The following is a 22,104-nucleotide window of genomic DNA, read 5'->3' as shown; positions in this document are numbered from 1 at the left end:
ACCCTCTGCCCCGGCCGCCGCGCCTCCGGCTGCGGCCGCCCTGGCCACGGGTCCCTCGGCCAGCACGGTCGCCCGGCTTTACGAGGGGCGTGAGTTCGAGGAGATCTCGCTCGACGGCATGCGCAAGACGATTGCCGCGCGCCTGACCGAGGCAAAGCAGACGATTCCGCACTTCTACCTGCGCCGTGATGTCCAGCTCGACGCGCTGATGAAGTTCCGGGGCGAGTTGAACGCCGGTCTGGAATCGCGCGGGGTGAAGCTCTCGGTGAATGACTTCATCATCAAGGCTTGTGCCATAGCCCTTCAGGATGTGCCGGACGCCAATGCCGTCTGGGCCGGCGACCGGATCCTCCGGCTCAAGCCCTCCGACGTCGCGGTCGCGGTCGCGATCGAGGGCGGACTCTTCACTCCCGTCTTGAAGGACGCGGACAAGAAGACACTCTCGACACTCTCCGCCGAGATGAAGGACCTCGCACAGCGTGCGCGGACGAGAAGGCTTGCCCCCCACGAGTACCAGGGCGGCAGCTTCGCGATTTCGAACCTCGGCATGTTCGGCATCGATAACTTCGACGCGGTCATCAACCCGCCGCACGGGGCGATCCTGGCAGTGGGTGCGGGCGTGAAGAGGCCGGTCGTGAAGGCGGACGGCACGATCGGGGTCGCCACGGTGATGTCGATGACCCTCTCGGTGGATCACCGCGTCATCGACGGGGCGCTCGGGGCCGAGCTTCTGAAGGCAATTGTCGGCTATCTCGAAAATCCGGTCGCGATGCTCGCGTGATCGGCCGGAAAAGACGGAACCGGCCGGGGCCTTGGCCCCGGCCCTTTCATTTGTTCTGAACCGAATTCAGACGCCGTCGTCGATCAACTGATCCATCGTCAGCGCCGGCTGCTCGCAGCCGGCCTCACCCACGATCTTCGCGGGCACGCCGGCCACGGTCTTGCACGACGGCACATCGTGCAGGACGACCGACCCTGCGGCGATGCGTGACCGCTCGCCGATGTGGATATTGCCGAGGATCTTCGCCCCGGCCCCTATGAGCACGCCGTTGCCGATCTTCGGATGACGATCCCCGTCTTCCTTACCGGTACCGCCAAGCGTCACGGAATGGAGCATGGAGACGTTGTCCCCGACGACCGCCGTCTCGCCGATCACGATCGAGTGGGCATGGTCGATCATGATCCCCTTGCCGATCCGGGCATTGGGATGGATGTCCACGCCGAAGACCTCGCTCACCCGCATCTGGACGAAGTAGGCCAGGTCGCGCCGACCACGTGCCCAAAGCCAGTGACCGATGCGATAGGCCTGCACCGACTGGTAACCCTTGAAGAACATCATCGGCTGCATGAACCGGTGGCAGGCAGGGTCACGGTCATAGACCGCCACGATATCGGCCCGTGCTGCCTGGCCGATTGTGGGTTCGGTCGCATAGGCTTCGTCGGCGATCTCCCGCAGGATCTGCTCGCTCATCTCGCCCGAAGCGAGCTTCAGCGAGAAGCGGTAGGAAAGCGCACGCTCGAGCGTTGCGTGGTGCAGGATACCGGAATGGATGAACCCGCCGAGCAGCGGCTCATCCCGGACAGCGGCCCGCGCCTCTTCGCAGATATGCGTCCAGACGGGGTCGACTGTCGCGACCTTTGGATGCCGTTCTGCCATGATCCAGACCCTCCGTGCTTCGTGATGCCTCCATATCAGATAGGGCGCGTCCCGGAAACGGGAAGTGCGGCCAGGCTTCTCAATTCACCGCGCCCGTTGACGCCACGCGAGGATCGTATCGATGACCGTCGACATGGCCTCGAGATAACCTGCGTCGGATAGGCGAGGCTCGCCCAGCCGACGGCACATGGGCAGCGCTGCCGCCATGAGGCTTCCGTTACCCCAGACCGGGTGCGCCCGTCCGCAGCGCTTGCGGAACCGGTCGGCCGCATGGGCCCTTTCGAGCATCGCGCGGACCGCGGCCGGCCGAACTTCGGCCGGCAGGCTCATGACGGCCCGGGTTGCCGCCGAGACGTCGCCATGGCTGATCGCCCTCACTTTTCAGACATCCGGAAGCGCGATCTCCAGGTAGTGGACCGCGATCCGGACCGCGCCGCCCGAGAATGTCCCGCCCACCGCATCAAGCTGCAGGACCTCGGGCAGGTAGAACGCAGTAGGCTGTCCGAGAACGCCGCGCGCGAACGAACCGGCCGCAGTGCCAATGCCGGTGCCGAAGCGACCCGGCGCGCCGGGGTTGCCCAAGGACCAACTTGCAAGCGTCCCCGCAATCGCCGAGATCACGCGCGCCGTGGCCCCGATCACGACAGAGTCCGCCGGGATCATCACCGGCGTCGTCGAAACCGCGCCGGCCATCACCGTGTGGTCGAGTTCCGCCACATGGGCCGAAAGCCCCGCATTTCCCGGCGAAAGTGTCAGCATCCCGTTACGCCAGGCGCTGCCGTCAAAGATCGCTACCGCACCTTCGTCGAGGATCGTCGCCCGCCACCCCCGTCGCGGGAGCGCAAAGTCCCAGCCGCCGTTCGTGCCGATGGCGATCTGGCCGTCCCGGCCCGCCCAGTCGTTCACCGCACCCGGCGGCACCCCATAGACGGCACCGTCAATCACGGCTGCCGGCGGGATCGCCACGGAGCGGGAGACGATCGTCATGTTCACGAGTCCGTCGAGCCGAGCCAGGGCCGCGTTCACCGTGACGTGTTTCTGCGCCTGCGCCGGTTGCAGCAGCGGCAGGCCGAGTTGTTTGGTGTTAGACATCGATCACGATTCTCCTGAACAAGCCCGGCCCGAAGCTGTCGGACAACTGGGCCACATGGATTTCGAAGGGCGGAGCGGCGCCGTCGCTGGCCTGCATGCCGCCGGGGTAGGTCCATCCCGGCTGGGAGAGTGTTACTTCGCGCAGTACCGAACCTCCCTGCACCACCCGCAGCAGGTAGGCCTCGGCCGCCTCTCCCAGCGGCACGTCGAGCCCCGACCAGCCGTCGCCATCGATGCGCGTCCGGCGAATCCAGGACAAGGAAAGGTCACCGCCGGCGGCCGGTCGGGCGGTCAGATGCACGGGCGCCAGCGGTCTCAGCCCGATCCCCGAAAAGGCTTCGACCAGATGGACATACGACGGGTCGTCGTAGCCCCGCCGTGACGGGCCGATCCTGTAGTGGCGCACGAGGTCGCGATCGGCTGCGCCAACCTCGATCTGTCTGGGAGCGCCGTTCATCAGGACGACAAAGCTCCCGCTCGGCCAGATGGCCGGCATCGCGGCATCCGTCCCTGCCTGCCCGCGAAGCCGCGTCGCCAGATCGTAGACGCCCGGGGCCACCAGCGCCGCGTCGGCAAACTGGAAAAGCTCCCAGTTGGCCGCGCTTCCATCCCCGATGGCCATGAGGTTCTGGCCATTCAGCAGCCGGTCCGGGGCCACGGACTCCAGTGCCCCGGTCACCTTCACCCTCAGCGCAGGCCCGCGGTCCCAGACGGCCGGGGCCGCAGCCATGAGCGCCGAATGAGTGCGGCCGACGACGGCGCGCGCCGGAATGAGCTTGTTGAGCGCATATCCGGCGTCCGAATCCGAGGAAAAGACGGCCACGGAACCGGGCCAGGGAGTCGCGCTGACGGCCAGATGCGGTTGATGGGGCACCTCGGTCCCGCTCATCAAGGGTAGGTCCAGGAACAGCGGAAAGACCGGCACCGGGGCGGCAAAGGTCCTCGGTGTGACCCGCTCCTCGGCCTCGTCCGACGGCACGTAGACGGCCGGTTCGACCCGGACGGCCTCCATTGCGACGGCACCCGCTTGCTCCACCCTGTCGATGCGGTACAGCCCGCCTGCAACCGCCACCACATCGCCCGCGCCGAGATGGCCATGCGACGGAGCGACCGCGAACCTTGCCCCGTCGCGCGAGACGCGCGCCTCGGCCAACCAGCGCTCGACGATCCGCTGCCCCTCAGACCGCGTCAGCGCGAGCGCAAGCTCCGATTGGGCAACACACCGCGTCCCCTCGTCCGGAAAGATGGCCTCGACGGCACGGGCCTCGTAGTCGCCCTCTGCCTCGACATAGTTGAGCCGCACCCGCCCGGCGAGTTCGGCCTCGGTCGCCCGCACCGTCTCCACCCAGCCATCGGTCTCGTCACTGACAGCAAGCGCATCGGGTCCGATTTCGGCCGCCGCGATCCCGTCGCGCATCCGGAACCGCAGCTTGCCGTCACGCTCCACCGCCTCGAACCCGTAGCCCAGCATCAGGGGCTGCAAGGCCGCGCGGCCAGTCCCGGTGTCGGCAACCGAATAGCCGCGCACGAGCCCGTGAAGCCCGCTGACATCGATGTCGGCAACCTCCGACCCGCCACAGATTTCGGCCACCACACTCGACAGCGGCTGCGCCGAGACGCGCCCCGTGATCCAGTGCCCGCGCGCATAGTTCGCCCCGTCCGCCCAGGCGGCCGTGTTCGCAGGGAACGCGGGGAAGGGGCGCGCATCCCAGGCCCAGACGTGGGCCCGGTCCATGTCGACCATCGGCCCGCCATACGCGCCTGACACCGGGTTGTGCACCGGATCGCGCCAGTAGTCGATCATCGCGCGCAGGTATTGCAATTGGATCAGATCGTCGCGCCGTCCGTTCGAATAGGCGGGCAGCAGCGACTCCGACGATTTCGGGTCGAGGAACTTGTTCGGCTCGTTCGTGCCCTTGTCGATTGCCGCGCAACCGTATTCGGTGAACCAGACGGGCTTCGACTGTGGCACCCAGGGGCTCGCAGCGCCCTTGACGCCGCCGATCCGGTCGTGATGCGCGTTCTCCCACCACGAACGTATGTCCTTCACCCGCCAGACCCAGTCTTCACCATGGGCGCCATCGGTGATCGGGGTGCGGCGCTGTGAATCGCGTTCGGCTGCGCTCGCATAGAACCAGTCGTAGCCTTCGCCGCCTGCGATGTTGGCCTTGAGATAGTCGATGTTGTAGATGGACCCCCAGTGCGCGTCGGCATGGTCCTGCCCATCGCGCCAGTCGCTCAGCGGCAGGTAGTTGTCGATCCCGATGAAGTCGATCGCCGGATCGGCCCAGAGCGGGTCCAGATGATAGCGCAGGTCTCCCTCTGGCGTCTGATAGCCGAAATACTCCGACCAGTCGGCGGCATAGCCGATCTTCGTTGCGGGCCCGAGGATCGCGCGCACCTCGGCCGCGAGCACCCGCAGGGCCGCCACGGCCGGAAAGGTGTCCCCGGCTGCCCTGATCTGGGTCAGCCCGCGCATTTCCGAACCGATGCAGAAGGCATCGACACCGCCCGCGGCCGCACAGAGATGCGCATAGTGCAGGATGAAGCGCCTGTAGGACCATTCGACGGGGCCGCCGTAGCCGACAGTCGTTCCGCTGACAGTGAAATCCGTCGCCTGCGCCATGCCGAAGAAGGCCGCCACCTCGGCCGCCGCCGCACCCGTCCGGTCCGGCGTGCCCGACCGCCCCGGGGCGGCCGACAAGGTGATCCGGCCGCGCCAGGGCAGCACCGGCTGGTCGGCCGCACCCGTCCAGGGGTCGGCGAGGCCGTTGCCGGACATCTGCTCCATCAGGACGAACGGATAGAAGACGACGTGCTTCGCCGCGGCCCTCAGCGCCTTGATCGCCTCGACCACGGACTGGTCCGCGGGGGTTCCGCCATAGACCGGCCGCCCGGCATCCCGGACCACCTCCTCGGCCGCCGCCCGGGCGATGCCTCCCGCGCGCCAGGGCATGCCCACGCCGTCGACGGAGTTGTCCTCGACCTTGGGTCTCAATTCGCACGATCCGCATCGCAGATCGTCGCCGAACCACGACACGACGAGCGAGACCGAACCGCAACCGGGCAGTTCCTCGCCAAGCGTCTCCAACGACGAAGCGAAGTCGGTCTTGCCCGCCGGCGAGTGGATGTTCGCCGAAACGTTCTCCCCCGGCCCGGTCGAATAATGGACCGGCGTCGTGGCCAGCGTGTATTCGCCCGTCCCCGGGATGAGCGCGACGCCGCTGATCCCGCGCACCAGATCCGTCACGGTGTCGATCTGCGGCCCCTGGGCCGGCCTCTGCACCTCGAAGGAGAACTGCGGCACCCGGTTGCCGAAGGCGCCAAGGTCGAGGTCCTCGAAGACCACATAGGCGATGCCGCGGTAGGCGGGCACCGCGCCCGCACCTTCGACGGCCTCCATCTTCGGATCGGGCAGTTGATCCTCGGAGCCGCTGTAGACTCGCATCGTCACGTCATCGCGGCCAATCTCGACGCCGTCGGCCCAGACACGGCCGACGCGCGTGATCTCGCCCTCGCACAGCGCGACGGCAAGGCTCACCGAATAGGAATACTCGGTGACCTTCGGCCGGGTCGGCGTGCCCTTCCCGCCTCCGCCCGAGGTGGTCGCGGTCTCAAGGAACCGCGAGGCCCAGATCACCTGCCCGGACACGCGCATCCGGCCCCAGACCTGACCGATCGGCGCACCCTCCGATGCTCCCGTCAGACGAAACCGGTCGATCCGCCCGGTCTCCACCGGCTGGGAGCCCGGCCCCATCAGCCGCTGGTCGATGACCCGGCCCAGCGTTGCGCCCACGGCGCGCCCGATGACGGCGCCGGAAAGGCCCAGGATCGATCCGCCGAAGCCCGCACCGATGGAGGCGCCGGCCGCGGACAGCAATATGGTGGCCATCAAGGCTCTCCTTCAGGGAAACACGAAGCGCGCCACGACCCGCCGCGCCCAGGGGTCAGAAAGCGCGCTTTCCACCACCGCGTGCCCGGAGTAGGCATGGATGAAGGTGGGCCGACCGCCGCGTTCGGCGGCGATGCCCAGATGTTTCGCGACCGATCCGGCACGCATCCGGAAGAGAAGCACCTCGCCGGCGCGGAGCGGACCCTGGGGGTCGCAGGGGGACAGATGCCGCCGGGCCGCCTGCCAGAGCCGCTCCGCGCCGTCGGGCTCGGACCAGTCGGCCGTGTAGGCGGGCACCGGCTCCGGCTCGGCACCGTAGATCTCGCGCCAGACGCCGCGCAGCAGGCCAAGGCAATCCGTGCCGGCGCCCTTGGCCGAAGCCTGGTGCCGATAGGGCGTCCCGACCCACTCCCGCGCGATCTCCACGACGCGCCTCGCCCGGTCCGTCATCCGCGCCGGCTCCCGCCGTCGTTCACGGCTGCCCCCGCGGGATAGGACATCAGCCAGTCCTCGCCCGGAATGTCCGGAAAGCCGCGGAAATTGTCATAGTTGGCGAACTTCAGCCGGCAGGTGTCCGGCCGTTTGTCGCAACCCGCCTCGATCCGCACCATGTCGCCGGGCGCGGGGGAAGCTCCAAGCGCCTGCCAAAGCTCCACCTCGCGGATGTCGCCGGCCCTCAGCCGGTCGTTTTTCACCGCGCCGACGAGACCCGCCGCCGCGCCGGTGAGCACCGAGAACCGACCCTTCTCGAACCATCGGTCGTCATATCCCGAAAACGCCGGGAAGCGGAAGATGCGCGCGCCCGCGACCTCGTGCACGACACGCTCCTCTGCATAGCCCGGCTGGTTCAGATCGAACCGGCAGCGCCCGTCGCCGAGCACGGCCGAACAGCGGGCGTGATAGATGAGCCCCTGCGCGCGGTTCAGCCCTTCGGACAGCCCGCGGAGCTCGGCATTGAAGCCGCCGCCCCTGCGCACCACCTCGCCCAGGGTGCCGCGAAACTGCAGCACCCGCACCGACACATCGGCCCAGTTCACGAGCCATCCGCGCACCTCGGCACCATCGTATCGCCCGGCGAGGATATCCGCCTCGGTGATGGCCTCCGACTTCAGCGCCCCAAATGCCTCGGTGTTGTCCACCGACAGCCCGGTGGACTGTTGGATCGCCTTCGCGGTCAGACCCGAGTCGGCGCGAAAGACGATCCCTTCGAACGAAAGGTCACGGTCATGGTCGGTGAACCCCATGACCGCGCTATCCTTGCGCGTCACCGCAAAGCAGCGCGCGAGCGTGGTGGCGCCCGTCGCCAGGTGATCCCTCAGATCTTGCGGGTAGGTCATCAGAGCCGCACCTCCACCACCGGCACCTGCGGCGCGTCGCCAGCCTGGAAGGACGCGACAGAGACCTGGATGCGGTCGGTATCGAAGCGGACCGGCACGTCGAACTCGAAACCCGCAGTGATCCTCTCGCCGACGGCCGGCGCGGTCGCGAAGGTGACAATCCCGGTCGCCGTATCCACCTCGTAATGCAGGCCCTCCTGCAGTTCGTCGCCCTGGAGCCCGATGCGCACGGTCCCCGCGACCGGCTTCCGGATTACGCGCTGCTGCGACGCGCCGCCCGAGGCATAGGACTTGACGAGCTGGTGCGACATAGTCACGCCATCCCCGGTGGCGACGGTCTGGTCCTCGAAGCCGATGCCTTCAGACGGCCTGCAGGACTTGTAGTCCGACCAGTCCTTCCAGCGGAATCCGAAAAGCTGGCCCTGCCGCGCCTCGAAGAAGGCTATCAGATCGGCAATGTCGTCGAGCGACCGCAGGCCCAGTCCTGCATCGTAGCGCCGGCGCGCTTCGGCCCAGGGCGTGTTGCGCTCCTCGAACCCGTTCGTCAGCGCGACGACCTCCGTGCGCCGCTCCGGCCCGCCGACCGAGCCGAAGCTCAGGTTCGCCGGAAACCGTACCTCGTGAAACGCCATGCCGCCCTCCTCACCGGTTCCTCTCGCCACGAGCCAACGCCCGCGCCATCTGCGCGGCGATCTGGCTCTGGCTGCGGGCAAAGCCCTGCACGTCCGGTGTCGTGACATTCATCACGATGCTCACCGGACGCCCGCCGCCCTGCGCCTGGACGCCAAGCCGCCCGTCCGCGCCACGCGCCAGCGGCATTATCGCCTCCGGCCCCGCCTCGCCCATCAGGCCGCGCCCGTTCCGCATCGGGAACATCGTCGGCGAGGCCACGACGCCGCCCCGCGCGAAGGGCATCACCCGGCCCTGCGCGAAACTCCCCCCCCTCTCGAAGGGGAACAGTCCGCTCAGGAGCCCGTTGATCCCGTTGGCGACAGCGCCTCCCACGGCGTCTTGCACCGGCTTCAGGGCGACGCCATAGACGCTGTCGGCCATCGACTTCGCCACCTGGCGCAGCGCGTCGGAAAGCTTCATCCCGTCGAACACGAGCCCGTCGAAGGCCCGGCGCAGCCCGCCACCGATACTTTTCGACAGTGTCCCCACCTCGCGGCCGGTGAAGATCATGCTCTCCCGCATCCGGCCAAGCTCGGCATCGAAAGCCGCGGTCATCGCCTGCGCCCCGGCAAGGCTTGTCTCCAGTGCGGCAGCCTGCGTCGCCAGCCCCTCGATCCCGTCAATTCCGTCCAGTCCGTCCATCACCGGCATCGTCGCCTTCCTTCCTCTCCTCGGGCACCCGGTCGGGCCAGGCGCGGGCAAGCTCGGCCAGCCGCGCCCGGTTCAGGGGCGCCGCCGCCCGCGGCTCGCCGAGCATCAGCTTCAGTTCCGCCGGGGTGAGGGCCCAGAACTCACGCGGGGTCAGGCCCAGCGCGCCAAGACCCGCGCGCATCAGCCCGGGCCAGTCCAGCCCGTTCATCCGGCCTCCGGCACAGTGAACGCCCGCGCCAGAAGCTCGGCCGCAATCCGGGCCGCTTCCACCGGCCCGCCGCCGATCTCGACGCGCAGCAGGTCATCGGCCGTCCCTTCCCAGCCGCCGCCCCTCAGGCCGGCGACGATCAGCATGAGTACGTCGCGCGTCGAAAACCGCCCCGCCTCGAATCGCTCCACCAACTCGATGAACGTCCCGGTGCCGAGCCCCGCCTCCAGTTCCGCCAGCGCGCCGAGCGTCAGCTTGGCGACATGGCGCTTGCCGTCGAGCCGCAGCCCGACCTCCCCCGTCCAGGGATTGGTCATCAGATCGCCGTGAAGTTCAGCGCGCCGGCCGAGGCGAGCGACAGTTCGTAGGTCGCCTCGCCGTTGTAGCTCCCGGCGTATTCGATCGCGGTGATCTGGAACGGCCCATCGACGATGCCGAAATCCGGGATGATGACCTGGAACGTCTCCACCGTGCCCGCGAAGAAGATCTGGCGCGCGCGGTCGTCCGTGGCGCTGTCCACGAACACGCCCGAACCCGAGACATTCGCTGAGCGCACACCCGCGCCGCCGAGCAGTTCGCGCCAGCCGCCCTGGCTCTCCAGGCTGGTGACGTCCACCGTCTCGGCGTTGAAACTGATGCGCGTGGCCCTGAGCCCCGCGATCGTCGTGAAAAGCCCGCCGCCCGTCAGGTCGAGCTTGATCAGAAGGTCCTTGCCGTTCTGCGCAGCCATGTCCGTTCTCCGATGTGTCTGTGTTCGGGGTCGCCAGGCGCATGCCGGCACCCGGTTTGCGCCAATTCCGCACGTGCGTGGCTCGTGCCGATCAGTCCTCGATCCGCGCCCGGAACGTCAGGTCGATCCGCCGCATGTCGGCCTTCTCGACCCGCCGCGCGCGCGCCTTGAGGAACCAGAGACCGACGAGTCGCCCTCGCGCGAGAACCAGCGTTGCCCCCGTCAGCGCGTCGGAGACGGCCGCCGCGGCCGCCTTGGCGCTCTGGAACCCCGCCTGATCGGTGACGACCGAGACGACGAATTCATGCTGTGCCCCCCGGCCCACCTGGTCCGAGGCATCTTGCACATCCTCCGGCCCGATCGAGACATAGGTGCCCGGCACGACCCCCGGTGGCACGGAATCGTAGATCGCTCCATTCACCAGCGCGTCGAGCGTCGTGTCCGCGGTCAGGCGCTGATAGATCGCCGCCTGCAGTGCGGCAGCAGCTCCGTAACTCATGCCAGCACCTCCTCCTGCGCGAAACAGGTCAAGTAGCGTCCGTCGGGCTCCATCTCGGTGACCGCGGTGATGCGAAACACCCGCGCTCCCTCGCGGAACCGCTGCTCCGGCTTCGGCCGCGACGGCGCGCCCGGCGGGGCAGCCCGCACCGTGATCTGGTAGCCCACGCTCGACAGGGTGACGAACTCGCCCGCCCGCTCGCGTCCTGCCCCCGCCTCGATCAGTCCCCAGAGCATACCCACGGCCACCCACGTCAACCCATGGCCACCCGCACCATCCGGCACCCGCTGCGCCTCTTCCAGCACCAGCCTCCGGCTCAGCCGCGGCGCGCTCATGCCGAGCCTCCACCCAGCACGCGCACCGTCCGCCACCGCTCGATCAGCGCCATCACCCCGAAGGGCATCGCCTGTCCCGCGCCGGCCTCGTGGCGGAACTCGTGGTACTGGGCGGCCAGAAGGAAGACCGCTTGCGCCAGATCGGCCGGGACGTCCGCCCAGGCCGGGCCGAACCCCGCCGTGAAGACCACCTCGACAGAGCCCCCGACCGGGATCCCCGGCAGCAGCGCGCCCGCCGCCACAACCTTCGGCCGCTGCGCGTCACGCACCAGCCGGTAGCGCGCGGGGTCGACCAATTCGGCCACCCCGTCGCGGTCGCGGACAGTGACCGAGCCCACCGCACTCACCGGCGCCAGCGGCAGGGCCTGCGCATCCGGCCAGCGCCAGGCCGCGAGTTCGAGCAGGAAGTCCCGCGCCACCAGTGCCTTGCTCACCCGCCCCTCGATCGCCGCCATCGCCGACCGAAGGTAGCCTTCCGCCAGCGCGTCCTGCACGGCGTCATCGGAAAAGCCCGTGCCGAGCCTCAGATGGTCCTTGAATTCCGCCACCGGCAGCGCCGCCTGCGGCACCGCCGTCACTTCGCTCAGCATCATGTTCGTCTCCGGAAGTCGCGCCCTCCCCCCTCGGGGTTCGGGCGCGGGTCGGTCCCGCGTTGCTCGGACGGAGGGAGCAGCTAGACAACGCGGGGGATATGGGCGACCCGCGCCCGTCTGGCCGGGGCCCGAAGGCCCCGGCCGATCCGCGCCTCTTACGAGATCGCGAATTTCAGGAGCTTGATCGCGGCGAAGTCGCTCACGTCACCGCCCACACGCTTCGAGGCGTAGAAGAGCACGTGCGGCTTGGCCGAGAACGGGTCGCGCAGCACCCGCATGTCGGGACGCTCGGCCACCGTGTAGCCCGACCGGAAATCCCCGAAGGCGATGGCATAGGCGTTTGCGCCGATGTCCGGCATGTCCTCCGCGATCAGCACCGGATAACCCATCAGGCGCGCCGGCTCGCCGGCGGCCAGCCCATCCGACCACAGGAAGCGGCCATCGGCATCCTTCATCTTGCGCACGGCGCCCGCGGTCTTCGAGTTCATCACGAAGGCGGCGTTCGCGCGGTATTCCGCGTTCAGCGCGTAGACGAGGTCGATGATCGAATCCGAGGCGTTCGTCGCCGCGAAATCACCCGCCGCGCCCGTCGGCACGTAGCCGAGCGATCCCCAGGCCCAGACGCCGTTGTCGACGGACGTGTGGGTCAGGAAGCCCTTCGGCTTGTCCACGCCGTCGCCCGAAACGAAGGCCTGCGCCTCGGCCCGCGCAAAGCGGTCGGCGATGCGCTCGGCCAGCCAGCCCTCCACGTCGAAGGCCGAGTCGTCGAGCAGGCGCTGGCTCGCCTTCGGCATCGCCGCAAGCTCATGGAGCGGGATCGAGATGCGGTCGATCTGCGGCGTCCCCGTCTCGCTCAGCCCCGCCGTTTCGGTCGCCCAGCCGGAGCCGAGGTCGGTGTGATCGACCAGCACGTCGAACGAGGTCGCCTCCACGTTCACCACGTTGGCGATCGTGCGCAGCGACGACGTCGCCTTCAGCACACCGCGGATGCGATCCGAGGTCTCCGGGTCGACGAGGAACCCGCCGTCCGCGTTCACCTGCGTGTTCAGCGCCTTGCCCTCGAGGACAAGCCCGCGCAGCCCGTCGTCGTCGCCCGACCGCAGGTAGGCCGCAAAGGCCTTCCGGTGCGGCGCGTCGAGATCGACGGCGGTGGAAAGCGCCGGGCGCCCGGCGGAGAAAGACTTGCGATCCAGCATGGTCAGTCGCTCTTCCTGTTGTTGCAGCCTAGATGTCATTTCGTCCTGAAAGCCCTTGAACTCGCGCAGGAACCCGGCGAGTGCGGACTTCACTTCCTCGGCCGGAGCGCCGGACAAGCCTTCCCCGGCCCGAGCCTTCGTCTCGGTCGTCTTCATACCCATCACCTCACGTCAGGGGTTGGTCGGGCGGGCCTCAGCGCCCCGCCAGTGTCCGGCGCGCCGCCTCGAACAGCGCCGCCATCTCGCGCAGGGCAGAAGACTCGGGCGTCTCGCCCTTGGCTGCGACCCGCGCCTCGGGAAGCATCGGAAAGGTGACCAGCGACACCTCCCAGAGTTCCACTTCGCGAAGGAGTCGTTGCCCCTTCGCATCCTTCTCGGCCGTCACCGTGCGGTATCCGATCGAGAGCCCGTCGATCGCCCCCGCCGCGACGAGGGCCGCCGCCTCGCGGCCCTTGGCGACCTCGGTCAGGATGCGGCCCTTGACGCGCAATCCCCGGCCATCCTCGGCGATCTCGTCCCAGACCCCGATCGGCTGCGTGGCGTCGTGCTGCCAGAGCATCCGCACCGAACGCCCGCCGGCCTTCAGCCGCGCGAGCGACCGGCCATAGGCGCCGGCCATCACCACGTCGCCCCCCTGGTCGGTCATCCCGAAGAGCGAGGCATAGCCCTCGATCCGGCAGCCCTCCGTCAGCGCGAGCGCGCCGTCCGGCTGGCAGAACTTCGTCTCCAGCCCGTATCTGCTTGTCGTCATGCGCATTTCCCTATCTCGGCCCGAACTCGACCAGACCCTGCACGGCCTGGGCGAGGATCACGCCGCAGACCCCGAAGACCGTCATCCACAGGCGCCGCTCGACTCCGCCGATCATCGCCTCGATCCGCTCCAGCCGCTTCTCGACGGTCCCGAACTGCAACGCCATGATCCTCTCGGTCGCCTCGAAGCGGTGCTCGTGCCCACACTCGAACGGCTCCTTAAGGTAGCGCGACCCCGGCCCCGCCATCGTCAGCCCCCGGCCGCGAGCGGCGGGAGCCCGAGGATGCTCCGCTTCTCGGCATCGGTCAGGAACGTCGCCTCGCCCACCCGCGTCCACTGCTGGTCGCGCTCGGCGGCGAGCGCCGGCACCTGATCGAGGTCGGGCCTGAGCTCGACCTGCTCGCCGAGATGCGTCGACAGCCAGTAGCTCACCGCCGCCGTGACACGCGTGGCGAGCGGCAGCACCGTCAGCCGGTAGAAGGCGCGGTTGGCCTCCTGGTAGTTGGCATAGGTCGCATCCCCCGGAATGCCCATCAGCATCGGCGGCACGCCGAAGGCCGTGGCGATCTCCCGCGCCGCCGCCTCCTTGGTCTTCTGGAACTCCATGTCCGAGGGGCTGAACCCCATCGGCTTCCAGTCGAGCCCGCCCTCCAGCAGCATCGGCCGCCCGGCGTTGCGCGCTCCCTGATGGTGCATCTCCATCTCGTGCACCAGCCGGTCGTACTGGTCGGGGCTGAGCGCCCCCTGCCCGTCCGAGCCCTTGTAAACGATCGCGCCCGAGGGCCGCGCGGCATTGTCCAGCAGCGCCTTCGACCAGGCCGAGGCCGCGTTGTGGACATCGACCGCCACGGCCGCCGCCTGCATCGGCGAAAGACCGTAATGGTCGTCCTGGGGATGGAACGACTTGATGTGGCAGACCGGATCGGCCGGCCCCGACATGTCGAACCGGTGCTTGCGCCCGCCGACCGTGTAGTCATAGGCGACCGGCCAGCCATCGGCGCCCGGCACGATGCTCATCCGGTCGGACCTCAGCACATGCAGCTCCGCCGGCAGTCCCGCACCCCCCACCGCCTCGACATAACCGTTGCCGCTGAGCAGAATCTGGCCATAGAGCGCCTCGAACAGCTCCGCCCGCCCCTGCCCCGGATTGGGCCGCCGCATCAGGTCGATCACCGGATGCACGTCGTAGCGCCGCGCACCGTCCTGGCAGACCAGCGGCAGCGCCGCCGCCGCCTCGGCGATCAGCTTCACCGCCCGGAACCCGGCCGGATTCCCGGAGAACCCGGTCCTGGTCAGGCTCCCCGTGTCGCGCGGCGACCAGATCACCCGGCCCGAGGATCCCCAGGCGATCACCCGCCCGGTGGCCGAGGCTTTCTGCTCCGGCGCCGCCACACCGGCGCGCCGAAAGATGTTCCATGCCATCCGTCAACTCCTGTCTCGACCCGCAACGAGCGCGGCCGCCTGCTGCCGCAAACCGCCTGCCCTTCATCTTGCCGGAAATACCTTCGGGGGGGCGGGGGGCAGACGGCCCCCCGCCGTGGCTAAAGGCTCCGCACCTGCGGCCGCCGCCATTTCGCCGCCGGTTCCACCATAAGGTCGGTCAGCGCCCAGACGAGCGCGTCCACCCGGTCGGGCGATCCCTGCCCCTCGAAGCCTGCGACCGTCATCCGGCACATCTGGTCCTCGAGCGCGTCGAAGCCACTGACGTGATGCACCCGCCCCTGGTCGTAGAGCGCGGCCACCGGTTCCGCCCGCGCCGTCTTGCCGCGCGCGGCGCGGACGGCGCGGAACGGCACGAGGGGGTCGACCTGCCGCACGACCGTCTCGACGAGATCACCGCCCTGGTTGACCTCCGCCACCAGCCGGTCCGCGCCGTGCCGGTCCATCGCCGCGATCGCCGCCCGGGCCCAGTCCGCCGGCGAGGCCGCCCGGACGCTCGCATCCTCCAGCACATAGGCCCGCCAGTCCGCCGGAGGCCCCTCGGCCACCACACCGGCAACAATGATGCCGCATTCGTCCGAACCCGCGTGGCCGGTGACCGGCGGATCGACCGCGACGACGATCCGGCTCAGCCCCTCCGGCGTCGCCTTGCGCCCGGCGTCGAGCCGCGCGGTGGACCAGAGCGCGCCCTCCGCCTCCTCCAGCAACACCCCGTCCAGTTCCTCCCGCGCCGTGCGGGTGCCGGCATAACGCGCCCGCACCTCTTCAAGGAACGAGGCCGCGAGATAGGCGCGGTTGGCCTCCGTGGGGGCCTGCGTCAGCACCGTGGACGGGTTCTTCAGGATCGCCTTCAGCACGCCGACGTTCCTGGGCGTCGTCGTCACCACCTGCTGCGGATGCTCGCCGAGCCTGAGCGCGAACTGGAGCATGTCCCAGCTTTCCTTCGCCTTCTTCCACTTGGCAAGCTCGTCGACCCAGGCCGCGTCAAACTGCGGCCCCCTGAGGCTGTCGGGATCGAAGGCCGAGTAAAGCTCCGCCACCGCCCCGTTCGGCCAGACGAGCCGCTTGCGCGTCGCCTCCCAGACCGGCCTGCGGTCGGGCGGCGAGCAGGCGAGTATCCCGCTCTCGCCAAAGACCATGACCTCGCGCGCCTGGTCGATCGTCTCGCCCACCAGCGCGACGCGCCGGGCGCGGCCCGGATCGGCCGCACGCGCCCCCTCGACCTGGGCGCGCACCCATTCCGCCCCGGCGCGGGTCTTGCCCGCGCCGCGCCCACCCATGACGACCCAGGTCCGCCACGCCCCTTCGGGGGGCAACTGGTGCGGCAGCGCCCAGAACTCGAAGAGCCACGGGAGCGCCATCAAGGCCGCGTCGCTGAGGCCGGCCAGGAAGGCATCAACCGTCTCCGGCATCGCGGAGGCGAGCCAGCCTGCGGCCGATCTCAACGCGGGCGGCGTCGAGATCGAGCGCCCGTTCGCCGCCGCCTCCGCCACCGTCTTCCTTGAGTTTCGCAACTTTCGCCCTTTCCTCGAACACGATCTGCAGGGCCGCGCGGAGGTCCCTGATGACGCGCACCCCGTCCTTGAGGTCGCCCAGATCGCCCTTTCGCAACCTGTCCATCGCCGTGTGGATCTCCACGACGATCTGATCCAGAAGCCCCATCGCCTCGGTGACGAGGGGCCTCGCCAACGGCTCTCCCGCCGGTGTCTCAACGATCATGCAGCTTCTTGCCCGCCTCTCATGCCGCCCGCACGAGAGAAACGAAAAAGCGGCCCCGGGGTGCCCTCCCCGCGCCGCTCTCCCACTTCTTCCAGCCTGCCCGAAGGAATACCCCCGACCGAACGCGAAGTCAAGAAAAATAGTATTATCAGATGGTTAACGCGGAGCGCGGGATCAGTTGCCGCTCGTCCCCTGTTCCTGCTGCGTGGCCTCGATCGCCCGCCACTTCGCCACGTTGTCGTTGTGCTCGGCCAGCGTGGTCGCAAAGACATGGCCGCCCGTGCCGTCGGCGACGAAGAAGAGGTAGTCGGTCGTCTCGGGGTTCAGCGCCGCCGCGATGCTCTCGCGGCCCGGGTTGGCGATGGGCGTCGGCGGCAGCCCGTCGATGACATAGGTGTTGTAGGGTGTCCGACCCCTGAGCTCGCTCTGCCTCAGGCCACGCCCCAGCACGCCCTGCCCCTTGGTGATCCCGTAGATGACCGTCGGGTCGGTCTGGAGCTTCATCCCGTCCCTGAGGCGGTTCAGGAACACGCTCGCCACGCGCGGCCGCTCCTCCGGCAACCCGGTCTCCTTCTCTACGATGGACGCCATTATCAGCGCCTCCTCCGGCGTCGCGTAGGGCAGTCCCTCTTCCCGCACGGGCCAGAGTTCTGCCAGTACCGCCTCCTGCCGTGCCCGCATCTCGTCCAGCAGCGTCTTGCGGTCGGCACCCCGCACCACCTCGTAGCTGTCCGGAGCCAGATAGCCTTCGGCCGGAACCTCGCCCGGCTCGCCTGCCAGGAATTCTGCCCGCTTCAGCGCCTCGACGACCTGCCAGCTCGTGACGCCCTCGGCGAGCGTGACGCGGTATCGCACGTCGGGGTCCTCGGCGCGGGCCAGGTAGTCCGAGGGCGCCTCGCCGGCGGCGGGATCGAACTTGACCACCTCGACGTAGGCATTCGTCGCCGGATCGAGCTCGCGCACGATCACGTCCGCGGCGGCCACCCCGATCCGGTAATTCACCTCCGTGCCGCAGGTCGACTGACCGCTCCGGGTCACGCTATCAACGATCTCGCGCATCGAGGCCCTGGGCCCGATCAGGAACGACCCCGCCTTCAGGCTCCCGGCCTTCCCCTCATAGTCCGCACCCACGCGGAAGATGTACTCCGACCCGATCGCGCCGCGCGCCGCCAGATCGGCCGCGATGCCCCGGAAATTCGCCCCGCGCTCCACCTTGAAGCAGATCGCCTCGGCAAGCGGCCCCGGCCCGGCATACTGCCGCTGCCCCCAGGCCACCGCACCGGCCACCGCCACCAGGATCAGGATGGCGATGGTGAGGAAATTCGACGCGATGTTGCGCCACATCAGCCCGCGACCCGGCCGAGGACGAGCGAGGCGTTGGTCCCGCCGAAGCCGAAGCTGTTGGACAACGCCACGTTGATCTCGCGCTTCACCGCCTTGTTCGGTGCGAGGTCGAGCTTAGGCTCCACCGCGGGGGTGTCGAGGTTGATCGTCGGCGGCGCCACCTGATCGCGGATGGCGAGCACACAGAAGATCGCTTCCACTGCCCCCGCCGCGCCCAGAAGATGTCCGATGGAGGATTTCGTCGACGACATCGTGGCCTTCGCAGCCGCGTTGCCCAGAAGCCGCTCCACCGCGCCAAGCTCGATCGTGTCGGCCATCGTGCTGGTCCCGTGGGCGTTGATGTAATCGACGGCGGATGCCTCGATCCCCGCCCGCTTCAGGGCCGCCGTCATGCAGCGGAACGCCCCGTCACCGTCCTCCGAGGGCGCGGTGATGTGATAGGCGTCGCCGGAAAGCCCGTAGCCCAGCACCTCGGCATAGACGCGCGCGCCCCGCGCCTTCGCGTGCTCGTATTCCTCCAGCACCACGACGCCCGCCCCCTCGCCCATGACGAACCCGTCGCGGTCGGCGTCGTAGGGACGGCTCGCCTTCGTCGGATCGTCGGCGCGCTTGGTGGACAGCGCCTTGCAGGCGTTGAACCCGGCGATGCCGATTTCCGAGATCGGGCTTTCCGCGCCGCCCGCGATCATCACGTCGGCATCGCCCCACTGGATCAGCCGCGCCGCGTCGCCGATGGCATGGGCACCGGTCGAGCAGGCGGTGACAACCGCATGGTTCGGCCCCTTGAAACCGTAGCGGATCGACACCTGCCCCGAGATGAGGTTGATGAGCGCGCCGGGGATGAAGAACGGCGAGACCCGCTTCGGCCCCCGCTCCTTGATCAGCACAGCCGTCTCGGCGATGGAGGTCAGCCCGCCGATGCCCGAGCCGAGCATCACGCCCGTGCGCAGCTTCTCGTCCTCCGAGGGCGCCTCCCAGCCGGCGTCCTTCACCGCCTGGTCCGCCGCGGCCATGCCGTAGAGAATGAAGTCGTCGACCTTGCGGCGATCCTTCGGCTCCATCCAGGCGTCGGGGTTGAACGTGCCGTCGCTGCCGTCACCGAAGGGGATCTCGCAGGCATAGGTCGTGACCACGTTCGACGTGTCGAACCGGGTGATCGGCCCCGCGCCGGACCTGCCGGCAATCAGCCGCGTCCAGGTTTCCTGCACCCCGCAGGCCAGCGGCGTGACAAGGCCAAGCCCGGTAATGACGACGCGCCTCATGATCTACCCCATCCTGCTGCGATCCGGGGCTTGATACACGTCATCGGTCAGGACGGGCAAGGCCCGTTGCCCGGTCCGGGCTGCGCGCCGCCTCTCAGATGAACTCCGCCACGTGCGCGCGACCCGGCCGCGCCTGCTTCAGGGCCTCGCCGAGATCAATCGTCTTGTTGAACAGCGCGCGTCCGACAATGGCGCCCGAGACCTCGCCCAGAAGCCTCAGACGCGAGATGTCGTCGAGCGTGCGCACGATCCCGCTCGCGATCACCGGCAGTTGCGTACGCTCGGCCAGCGCCGAGATCATCCCGAGCGACGCGTCGCCACTGCCGACATCGGCCCCGACATCCGTGACGATCACAGCCGCGAACGGTGTGTCGGCGTAGCTGTCAAGGAAGCCTTCGGCCGTATAGGCGCTCTGCGTCCGCCAGCCGTCGATCATGACCTGACCCTTCAGGACATCGACTGCCAGAACGATCTGGTCGGGATGGCGGCTCGCAAGTTCCTTGACCAGGTGGGGGTTCTGGGTGGCCAGCGTGCCGACGATGATCCTGCCGGCGCCGAGGTCGATCCATTCCTCGATCCGGTCGCGCGAGCGGAACCCGCCGCCCAGTTGCACCGGGATGCCCGCACCCCGAATGATCCGCAGCACCAGATCGCGGTTGGAGGTACTGCCCTTGACGGCGTCGAAATCGGTCACCTGCATCCACTCCGCCCCGGCATGGGCGAATTCCTGTGCCTTGGCGACCGGATCGACATGCCAGATTGCCGGCTCCTCGATCTGCCCACGCACAAGGCTCACGCAATGGCCGTTCATCAACTCGATCGTGGGGTAGAGAATCATGGTGGCGCCTCCCTGAGAGCTCCGGCGCGGGCGTCGCGGGACCAACCGGGCCGCCCGGTTCGGTGATTCCTGTCGCCGCCCCAGCATACGCGCCGCACCGGCGAATCCCAAAAGGCAATCTGGACCGCGCCGGATTGGCCCCCGGTCCGTCCTCCGCGGCCGCGTCGTTACGGCAGCCGGTGCCCGGCCCGCCCGGGCATCCGGTCAACGCACGACATCGCGCGCGAACAGCGTTACCCGGTCGCCAAGGTCCTCGGTCTCGCGGAAGGGCACATAGCCCAGACGCTCGGCAATGGCGCAAGAGGCGGCATGTCCGACCTCGATCATCGCCCGGCTCCGCCCGCCGAAGGGCTGCTCGTCGAACCAGCGATGCGCTGCCCCCACGGCCTCGCGCCCAAGGCCCTGTCCGTGGACGGAGGAGGTCAGCACCCAGCCTGCCTCGGGCGCGTCATCGAAATCCGGGCCGAGGCCGCGCATCGCGGTGAAGAACCCCGTCTGTCCGAGAAAGGCTCCGTCGGCCCTGCGGAAGATGCCCCACTGGCCGAAACCCTCGATCGCCCAGCTTCCCGCGATCCTGAGGAAGACCGCCCAGCTTTCGGCCACCGGGCGCGGCTTGCCGCCAATGAAGCGCACGACCTCCGGCTCCTGCCAGATCGCGGCCAGCGCCGGGAAGTCCTCCCGCGTCATGCCCCGCAGGATCAGCCGCTCCGTCTCGACCACCGGCACCATGGCCATGCCCTCCCCCGAACGAAAAACGGCGCCCGAGGGCGCCGTTCGCCGAACCTTTCCGATCCGCGCTCAGGCGGCTTCGGTGATGAACTTGACGGCGTCGCCGAAGGTCTGGATCGTCTCGGCCGCGTCATCGGGGATCTCGATCCCGAACTCTTCCTCGAAGGCCATGACGAGCTCGACCGTGTCAAGGCTGTCGGCGCCGAGATCGTCGATGAACGAAGCGTTCTCGGTCACCTTGTCCTCTTCGACGCCCAGATGCTCGACGACGATTTTCTTCACGCGATCGGCGATGTCGCTCATGTCACTTCCTCAATAACAGCGGATGTCCCGCTTCCTGGTCCCTTGCTCGTTCCGAGCGGTTCTCCCCCGCCCCGAAGCGAAGGTGCCGGCAACGCTTGGCTTCCGCCCCGGCTGATCGTCGCCGCCTATACCACAGTCTATTCCCGAGGCAAACGCTTTCGCAACCGCGATCCCGGCTGGCTGCCCCACCGCGCCGCAGGGCCTCAGATCATCGCCATCCCGCCGTTCACGTGCAACGTCGCGCCGGTGACATAGGCCGCTTCCGGGCTTGCCAGGTAGAGCGCCGCCGCCGCGATCTCCTCCGGCGTGCCCATGCGGCCCGCCGGGATCTGCGCGGCGATCCGGGCCTTCTGCTCGTCGGTCAGCTTGTCGGTCATTGCGGTGGCGATGAACCCCGGCGCGATGCAGTTCACCGTGATCCCCCGGCTCGCCACCTCCTGCGCCAGCGCCTTCGACATGCCCGCGATGCCGGCCTTGGCGGCGGCATAGTTACCCTGCCCGGGGTTGCCGGTCGTGCCGACGATCGAGGTCACGTTGACGATCCGCCCCCAGCGCGCCTTCATCATTCCCCGCAGCACCCCGCGGCAGAGCCGGAAGGTCGAGGTCAGGTTGACGTCGATGACCTGCTGCCACTCCGTATCCGACATCCGCATGAAGAGGTTGTCGCGGGTGATGCCGGCGTTGTTGACGAGGATGTCGAGCCCGCCCATCGCCTCCGCCGCCCGCTTGGGCAGCGCCTCGACCGCGTCCGCGCTGGAAAGGTCGCAGGGCAGCACATGCGCCCGCTCGCCGAGTTCCGCGGCGAGGCCCGCCAACGGCGCCTCGCGGGTCCCCGACAGGCCCACCACCGCCCCCG

The 22,104-nt window shown here is 68.8% G+C and carries 27 protein-coding genes; 1 reads left to right on the top strand and 26 read right to left on the bottom strand.

Annotated elements, in window-relative coordinates:
* On the top strand, nt 1–781 hold a 781-nt coding region (locus F9K34_RS08455; protein ID WP_291336479.1), incomplete at its 5' end, for a 2-oxo acid dehydrogenase subunit E2.
* A 66-nt stretch (nt 782–847) separates the two neighbouring features.
* On the opposite strand, the gene cysE is transcribed toward F9K34_RS08455, so the two are convergent.
* The 26 genes from cysE to F9K34_RS08325 form a co-directional block, all read right to left on the bottom strand.
* Entirely contained in the window at nt 848–1,657 is an 810-nt protein-coding gene (gene cysE / locus F9K34_RS08450; RefSeq protein ID WP_291336477.1) for a serine O-acetyltransferase, read from the bottom strand.
* A gap of 84 nt (nt 1,658–1,741) precedes the next feature.
* The gene (locus tag F9K34_RS08445; RefSeq protein ID WP_436405723.1) at nt 1,742–2,035 is read right to left on the bottom strand and encodes a DUF7742 family protein; all 294 of its coding nucleotides are present in this window, start codon (nt 2,033–2,035) and stop codon (nt 1,742–1,744) included.
* 3 nt (nt 2,036–2,038) lie between these two features.
* Nucleotides 2,039–2,749, bottom strand: a complete 711-nt coding sequence (locus F9K34_RS08440; protein WP_291336474.1) for a DUF2793 domain-containing protein — start codon at nt 2,747–2,749, stop codon at nt 2,039–2,041.
* Nucleotides 2,742–6,641, bottom strand: coding sequence for a baseplate multidomain protein megatron (locus F9K34_RS08435; RefSeq protein ID WP_291336473.1), 3,900 nt, complete (start codon nt 6,639–6,641; stop codon nt 2,742–2,744). The genes F9K34_RS08440 and F9K34_RS08435 overlap by 8 nt, the downstream gene beginning before the upstream one ends.
* A gap of 12 nt (nt 6,642–6,653) precedes the next feature.
* Complete coding sequence (locus tag F9K34_RS08430; protein WP_291336471.1) at nt 6,654–7,091, bottom strand: NlpC/P60 family protein; 438 nt, start codon at nt 7,089–7,091, stop codon at nt 6,654–6,656.
* On the bottom strand, nt 7,088–7,978 hold the full coding sequence (locus tag F9K34_RS08425; RefSeq protein WP_291336470.1) for a DUF2163 domain-containing protein: 891 nt from the start codon (nt 7,976–7,978) through the stop codon (nt 7,088–7,090). Before F9K34_RS08425 ends, F9K34_RS08430 begins: the two co-directional genes overlap by 4 nt.
* Nucleotides 7,978–8,610 (bottom strand): DUF2460 domain-containing protein, encoded by a 633-nt coding sequence (locus F9K34_RS08420; RefSeq protein WP_291336469.1) that lies wholly within the window; start codon nt 8,608–8,610, stop codon nt 7,978–7,980. The genes F9K34_RS08425 and F9K34_RS08420 overlap by 1 nt, the downstream gene beginning before the upstream one ends.
* Nucleotides 8,611–8,620: 10 nt before the next feature.
* Nucleotides 8,621–9,292, bottom strand: a complete 672-nt coding sequence (locus tag F9K34_RS08415; RefSeq protein ID WP_291336483.1) for a phage tail tape measure protein — start codon at nt 9,290–9,292, stop codon at nt 8,621–8,623.
* The gene (locus tag F9K34_RS08410) at nt 9,270–9,509 is read right to left on the bottom strand and encodes a rcc01693 family protein (RefSeq protein ID WP_291336468.1); all 240 of its coding nucleotides are present in this window, start codon (nt 9,507–9,509) and stop codon (nt 9,270–9,272) included. The genes F9K34_RS08415 and F9K34_RS08410 overlap by 23 nt, the downstream gene beginning before the upstream one ends.
* Nucleotides 9,506–9,826, bottom strand: coding sequence for a gene transfer agent family protein (locus tag F9K34_RS08405; RefSeq protein ID WP_291336467.1), 321 nt, complete (start codon nt 9,824–9,826; stop codon nt 9,506–9,508). The genes F9K34_RS08410 and F9K34_RS08405 overlap by 4 nt, the downstream gene beginning before the upstream one ends.
* Entirely contained in the window at nt 9,826–10,239 is a 414-nt protein-coding gene (locus tag F9K34_RS08400) for a phage major tail protein, TP901-1 family (RefSeq protein WP_291336466.1), read from the bottom strand. The genes F9K34_RS08405 and F9K34_RS08400 overlap by 1 nt, the downstream gene beginning before the upstream one ends.
* Before the next feature lie 91 nt (nt 10,240–10,330).
* Nucleotides 10,331–10,738, bottom strand: a complete 408-nt coding sequence (locus F9K34_RS08395; RefSeq protein WP_291336465.1) for a DUF3168 domain-containing protein — start codon at nt 10,736–10,738, stop codon at nt 10,331–10,333.
* On the bottom strand, nt 10,735–11,073 hold the full coding sequence (locus tag F9K34_RS08390; protein ID WP_291336464.1) for a head-tail adaptor protein: 339 nt from the start codon (nt 11,071–11,073) through the stop codon (nt 10,735–10,737). The genes F9K34_RS08395 and F9K34_RS08390 overlap by 4 nt, the downstream gene beginning before the upstream one ends.
* Entirely contained in the window at nt 11,070–11,666 is a 597-nt protein-coding gene (locus F9K34_RS08385) for a head-tail connector protein (RefSeq protein ID WP_291336463.1), read from the bottom strand. The genes F9K34_RS08390 and F9K34_RS08385 overlap by 4 nt, the downstream gene beginning before the upstream one ends.
* Nucleotides 11,667–11,821: 155 nt before the next feature.
* Complete coding sequence (locus F9K34_RS08380; protein WP_291336462.1) at nt 11,822–13,018, bottom strand: phage major capsid protein; 1,197 nt, start codon at nt 13,016–13,018, stop codon at nt 11,822–11,824.
* Nucleotides 13,019–13,055: 37 nt separating this feature from the next.
* The gene (locus F9K34_RS08375) at nt 13,056–13,613 is read right to left on the bottom strand and encodes an HK97 family phage prohead protease (RefSeq protein ID WP_436405722.1); all 558 of its coding nucleotides are present in this window, start codon (nt 13,611–13,613) and stop codon (nt 13,056–13,058) included.
* A gap of 10 nt (nt 13,614–13,623) precedes the next feature.
* The gene (locus F9K34_RS08370; protein ID WP_291336460.1) at nt 13,624–13,860 is read right to left on the bottom strand and encodes a GTA head formation protein, RCAP_rcc01685 family; all 237 of its coding nucleotides are present in this window, start codon (nt 13,858–13,860) and stop codon (nt 13,624–13,626) included.
* Between the two features lie 2 nt (nt 13,861–13,862).
* On the bottom strand, nt 13,863–15,035 hold the full coding sequence (locus F9K34_RS08365; protein WP_291336459.1) for a phage portal protein: 1,173 nt from the start codon (nt 15,033–15,035) through the stop codon (nt 13,863–13,865).
* A gap of 119 nt (nt 15,036–15,154) precedes the next feature.
* Complete coding sequence (locus F9K34_RS08360; RefSeq protein WP_291336481.1) at nt 15,155–16,465, bottom strand: DNA-packaging protein; 1,311 nt, start codon at nt 16,463–16,465, stop codon at nt 15,155–15,157.
* The gene (locus F9K34_RS08355) at nt 16,449–16,742 is read right to left on the bottom strand and encodes a hypothetical protein (RefSeq protein WP_291336458.1); all 294 of its coding nucleotides are present in this window, start codon (nt 16,740–16,742) and stop codon (nt 16,449–16,451) included. The genes F9K34_RS08360 and F9K34_RS08355 overlap by 17 nt, the downstream gene beginning before the upstream one ends.
* 204 nt (nt 16,743–16,946) lie before the next feature.
* On the bottom strand, nt 16,947–18,116 hold the full coding sequence (gene mltG / locus F9K34_RS08350; protein ID WP_291336457.1) for an endolytic transglycosylase MltG: 1,170 nt from the start codon (nt 18,114–18,116) through the stop codon (nt 16,947–16,949).
* On the bottom strand, nt 18,116–19,378 hold the full coding sequence (fabF, locus tag F9K34_RS08345) for a beta-ketoacyl-ACP synthase II (RefSeq protein ID WP_291336456.1): 1,263 nt from the start codon (nt 19,376–19,378) through the stop codon (nt 18,116–18,118). The genes mltG and fabF overlap by 1 nt, the downstream gene beginning before the upstream one ends.
* A 94-nt stretch (nt 19,379–19,472) precedes the next feature.
* Entirely contained in the window at nt 19,473–20,216 is a 744-nt protein-coding gene (locus F9K34_RS08340) for a 1-(5-phosphoribosyl)-5-[(5-phosphoribosylamino)methylideneamino] imidazole-4-carboxamide isomerase (RefSeq protein ID WP_291336455.1), read from the bottom strand.
* A 204-nt stretch (nt 20,217–20,420) separates the two neighbouring features.
* Entirely contained in the window at nt 20,421–20,951 is a 531-nt protein-coding gene (locus F9K34_RS08335) for a GNAT family N-acetyltransferase (protein ID WP_291336454.1), read from the bottom strand.
* 63 nt (nt 20,952–21,014) lie between these two features.
* Nucleotides 21,015–21,248 (bottom strand): acyl carrier protein, encoded by a 234-nt coding sequence (locus F9K34_RS08330; protein WP_107662634.1) that lies wholly within the window; start codon nt 21,246–21,248, stop codon nt 21,015–21,017.
* A gap of 203 nt (nt 21,249–21,451) precedes the next feature.
* On the bottom strand, nt 21,452–22,104 hold a 653-nt coding region (locus F9K34_RS08325), incomplete at its 5' end, for a beta-ketoacyl-ACP reductase (protein WP_291336453.1).

It is taken from the genome of Albidovulum sp., assembly GCF_008933605.1.
Classification (GTDB): Bacteria; Pseudomonadota; Alphaproteobacteria; order Rhodobacterales; family Rhodobacteraceae; genus Albidovulum.
The sequence above is the reverse complement of the archived record's forward strand: the minus strand, read 5'-3'. Positions and strand labels throughout refer to the sequence as shown.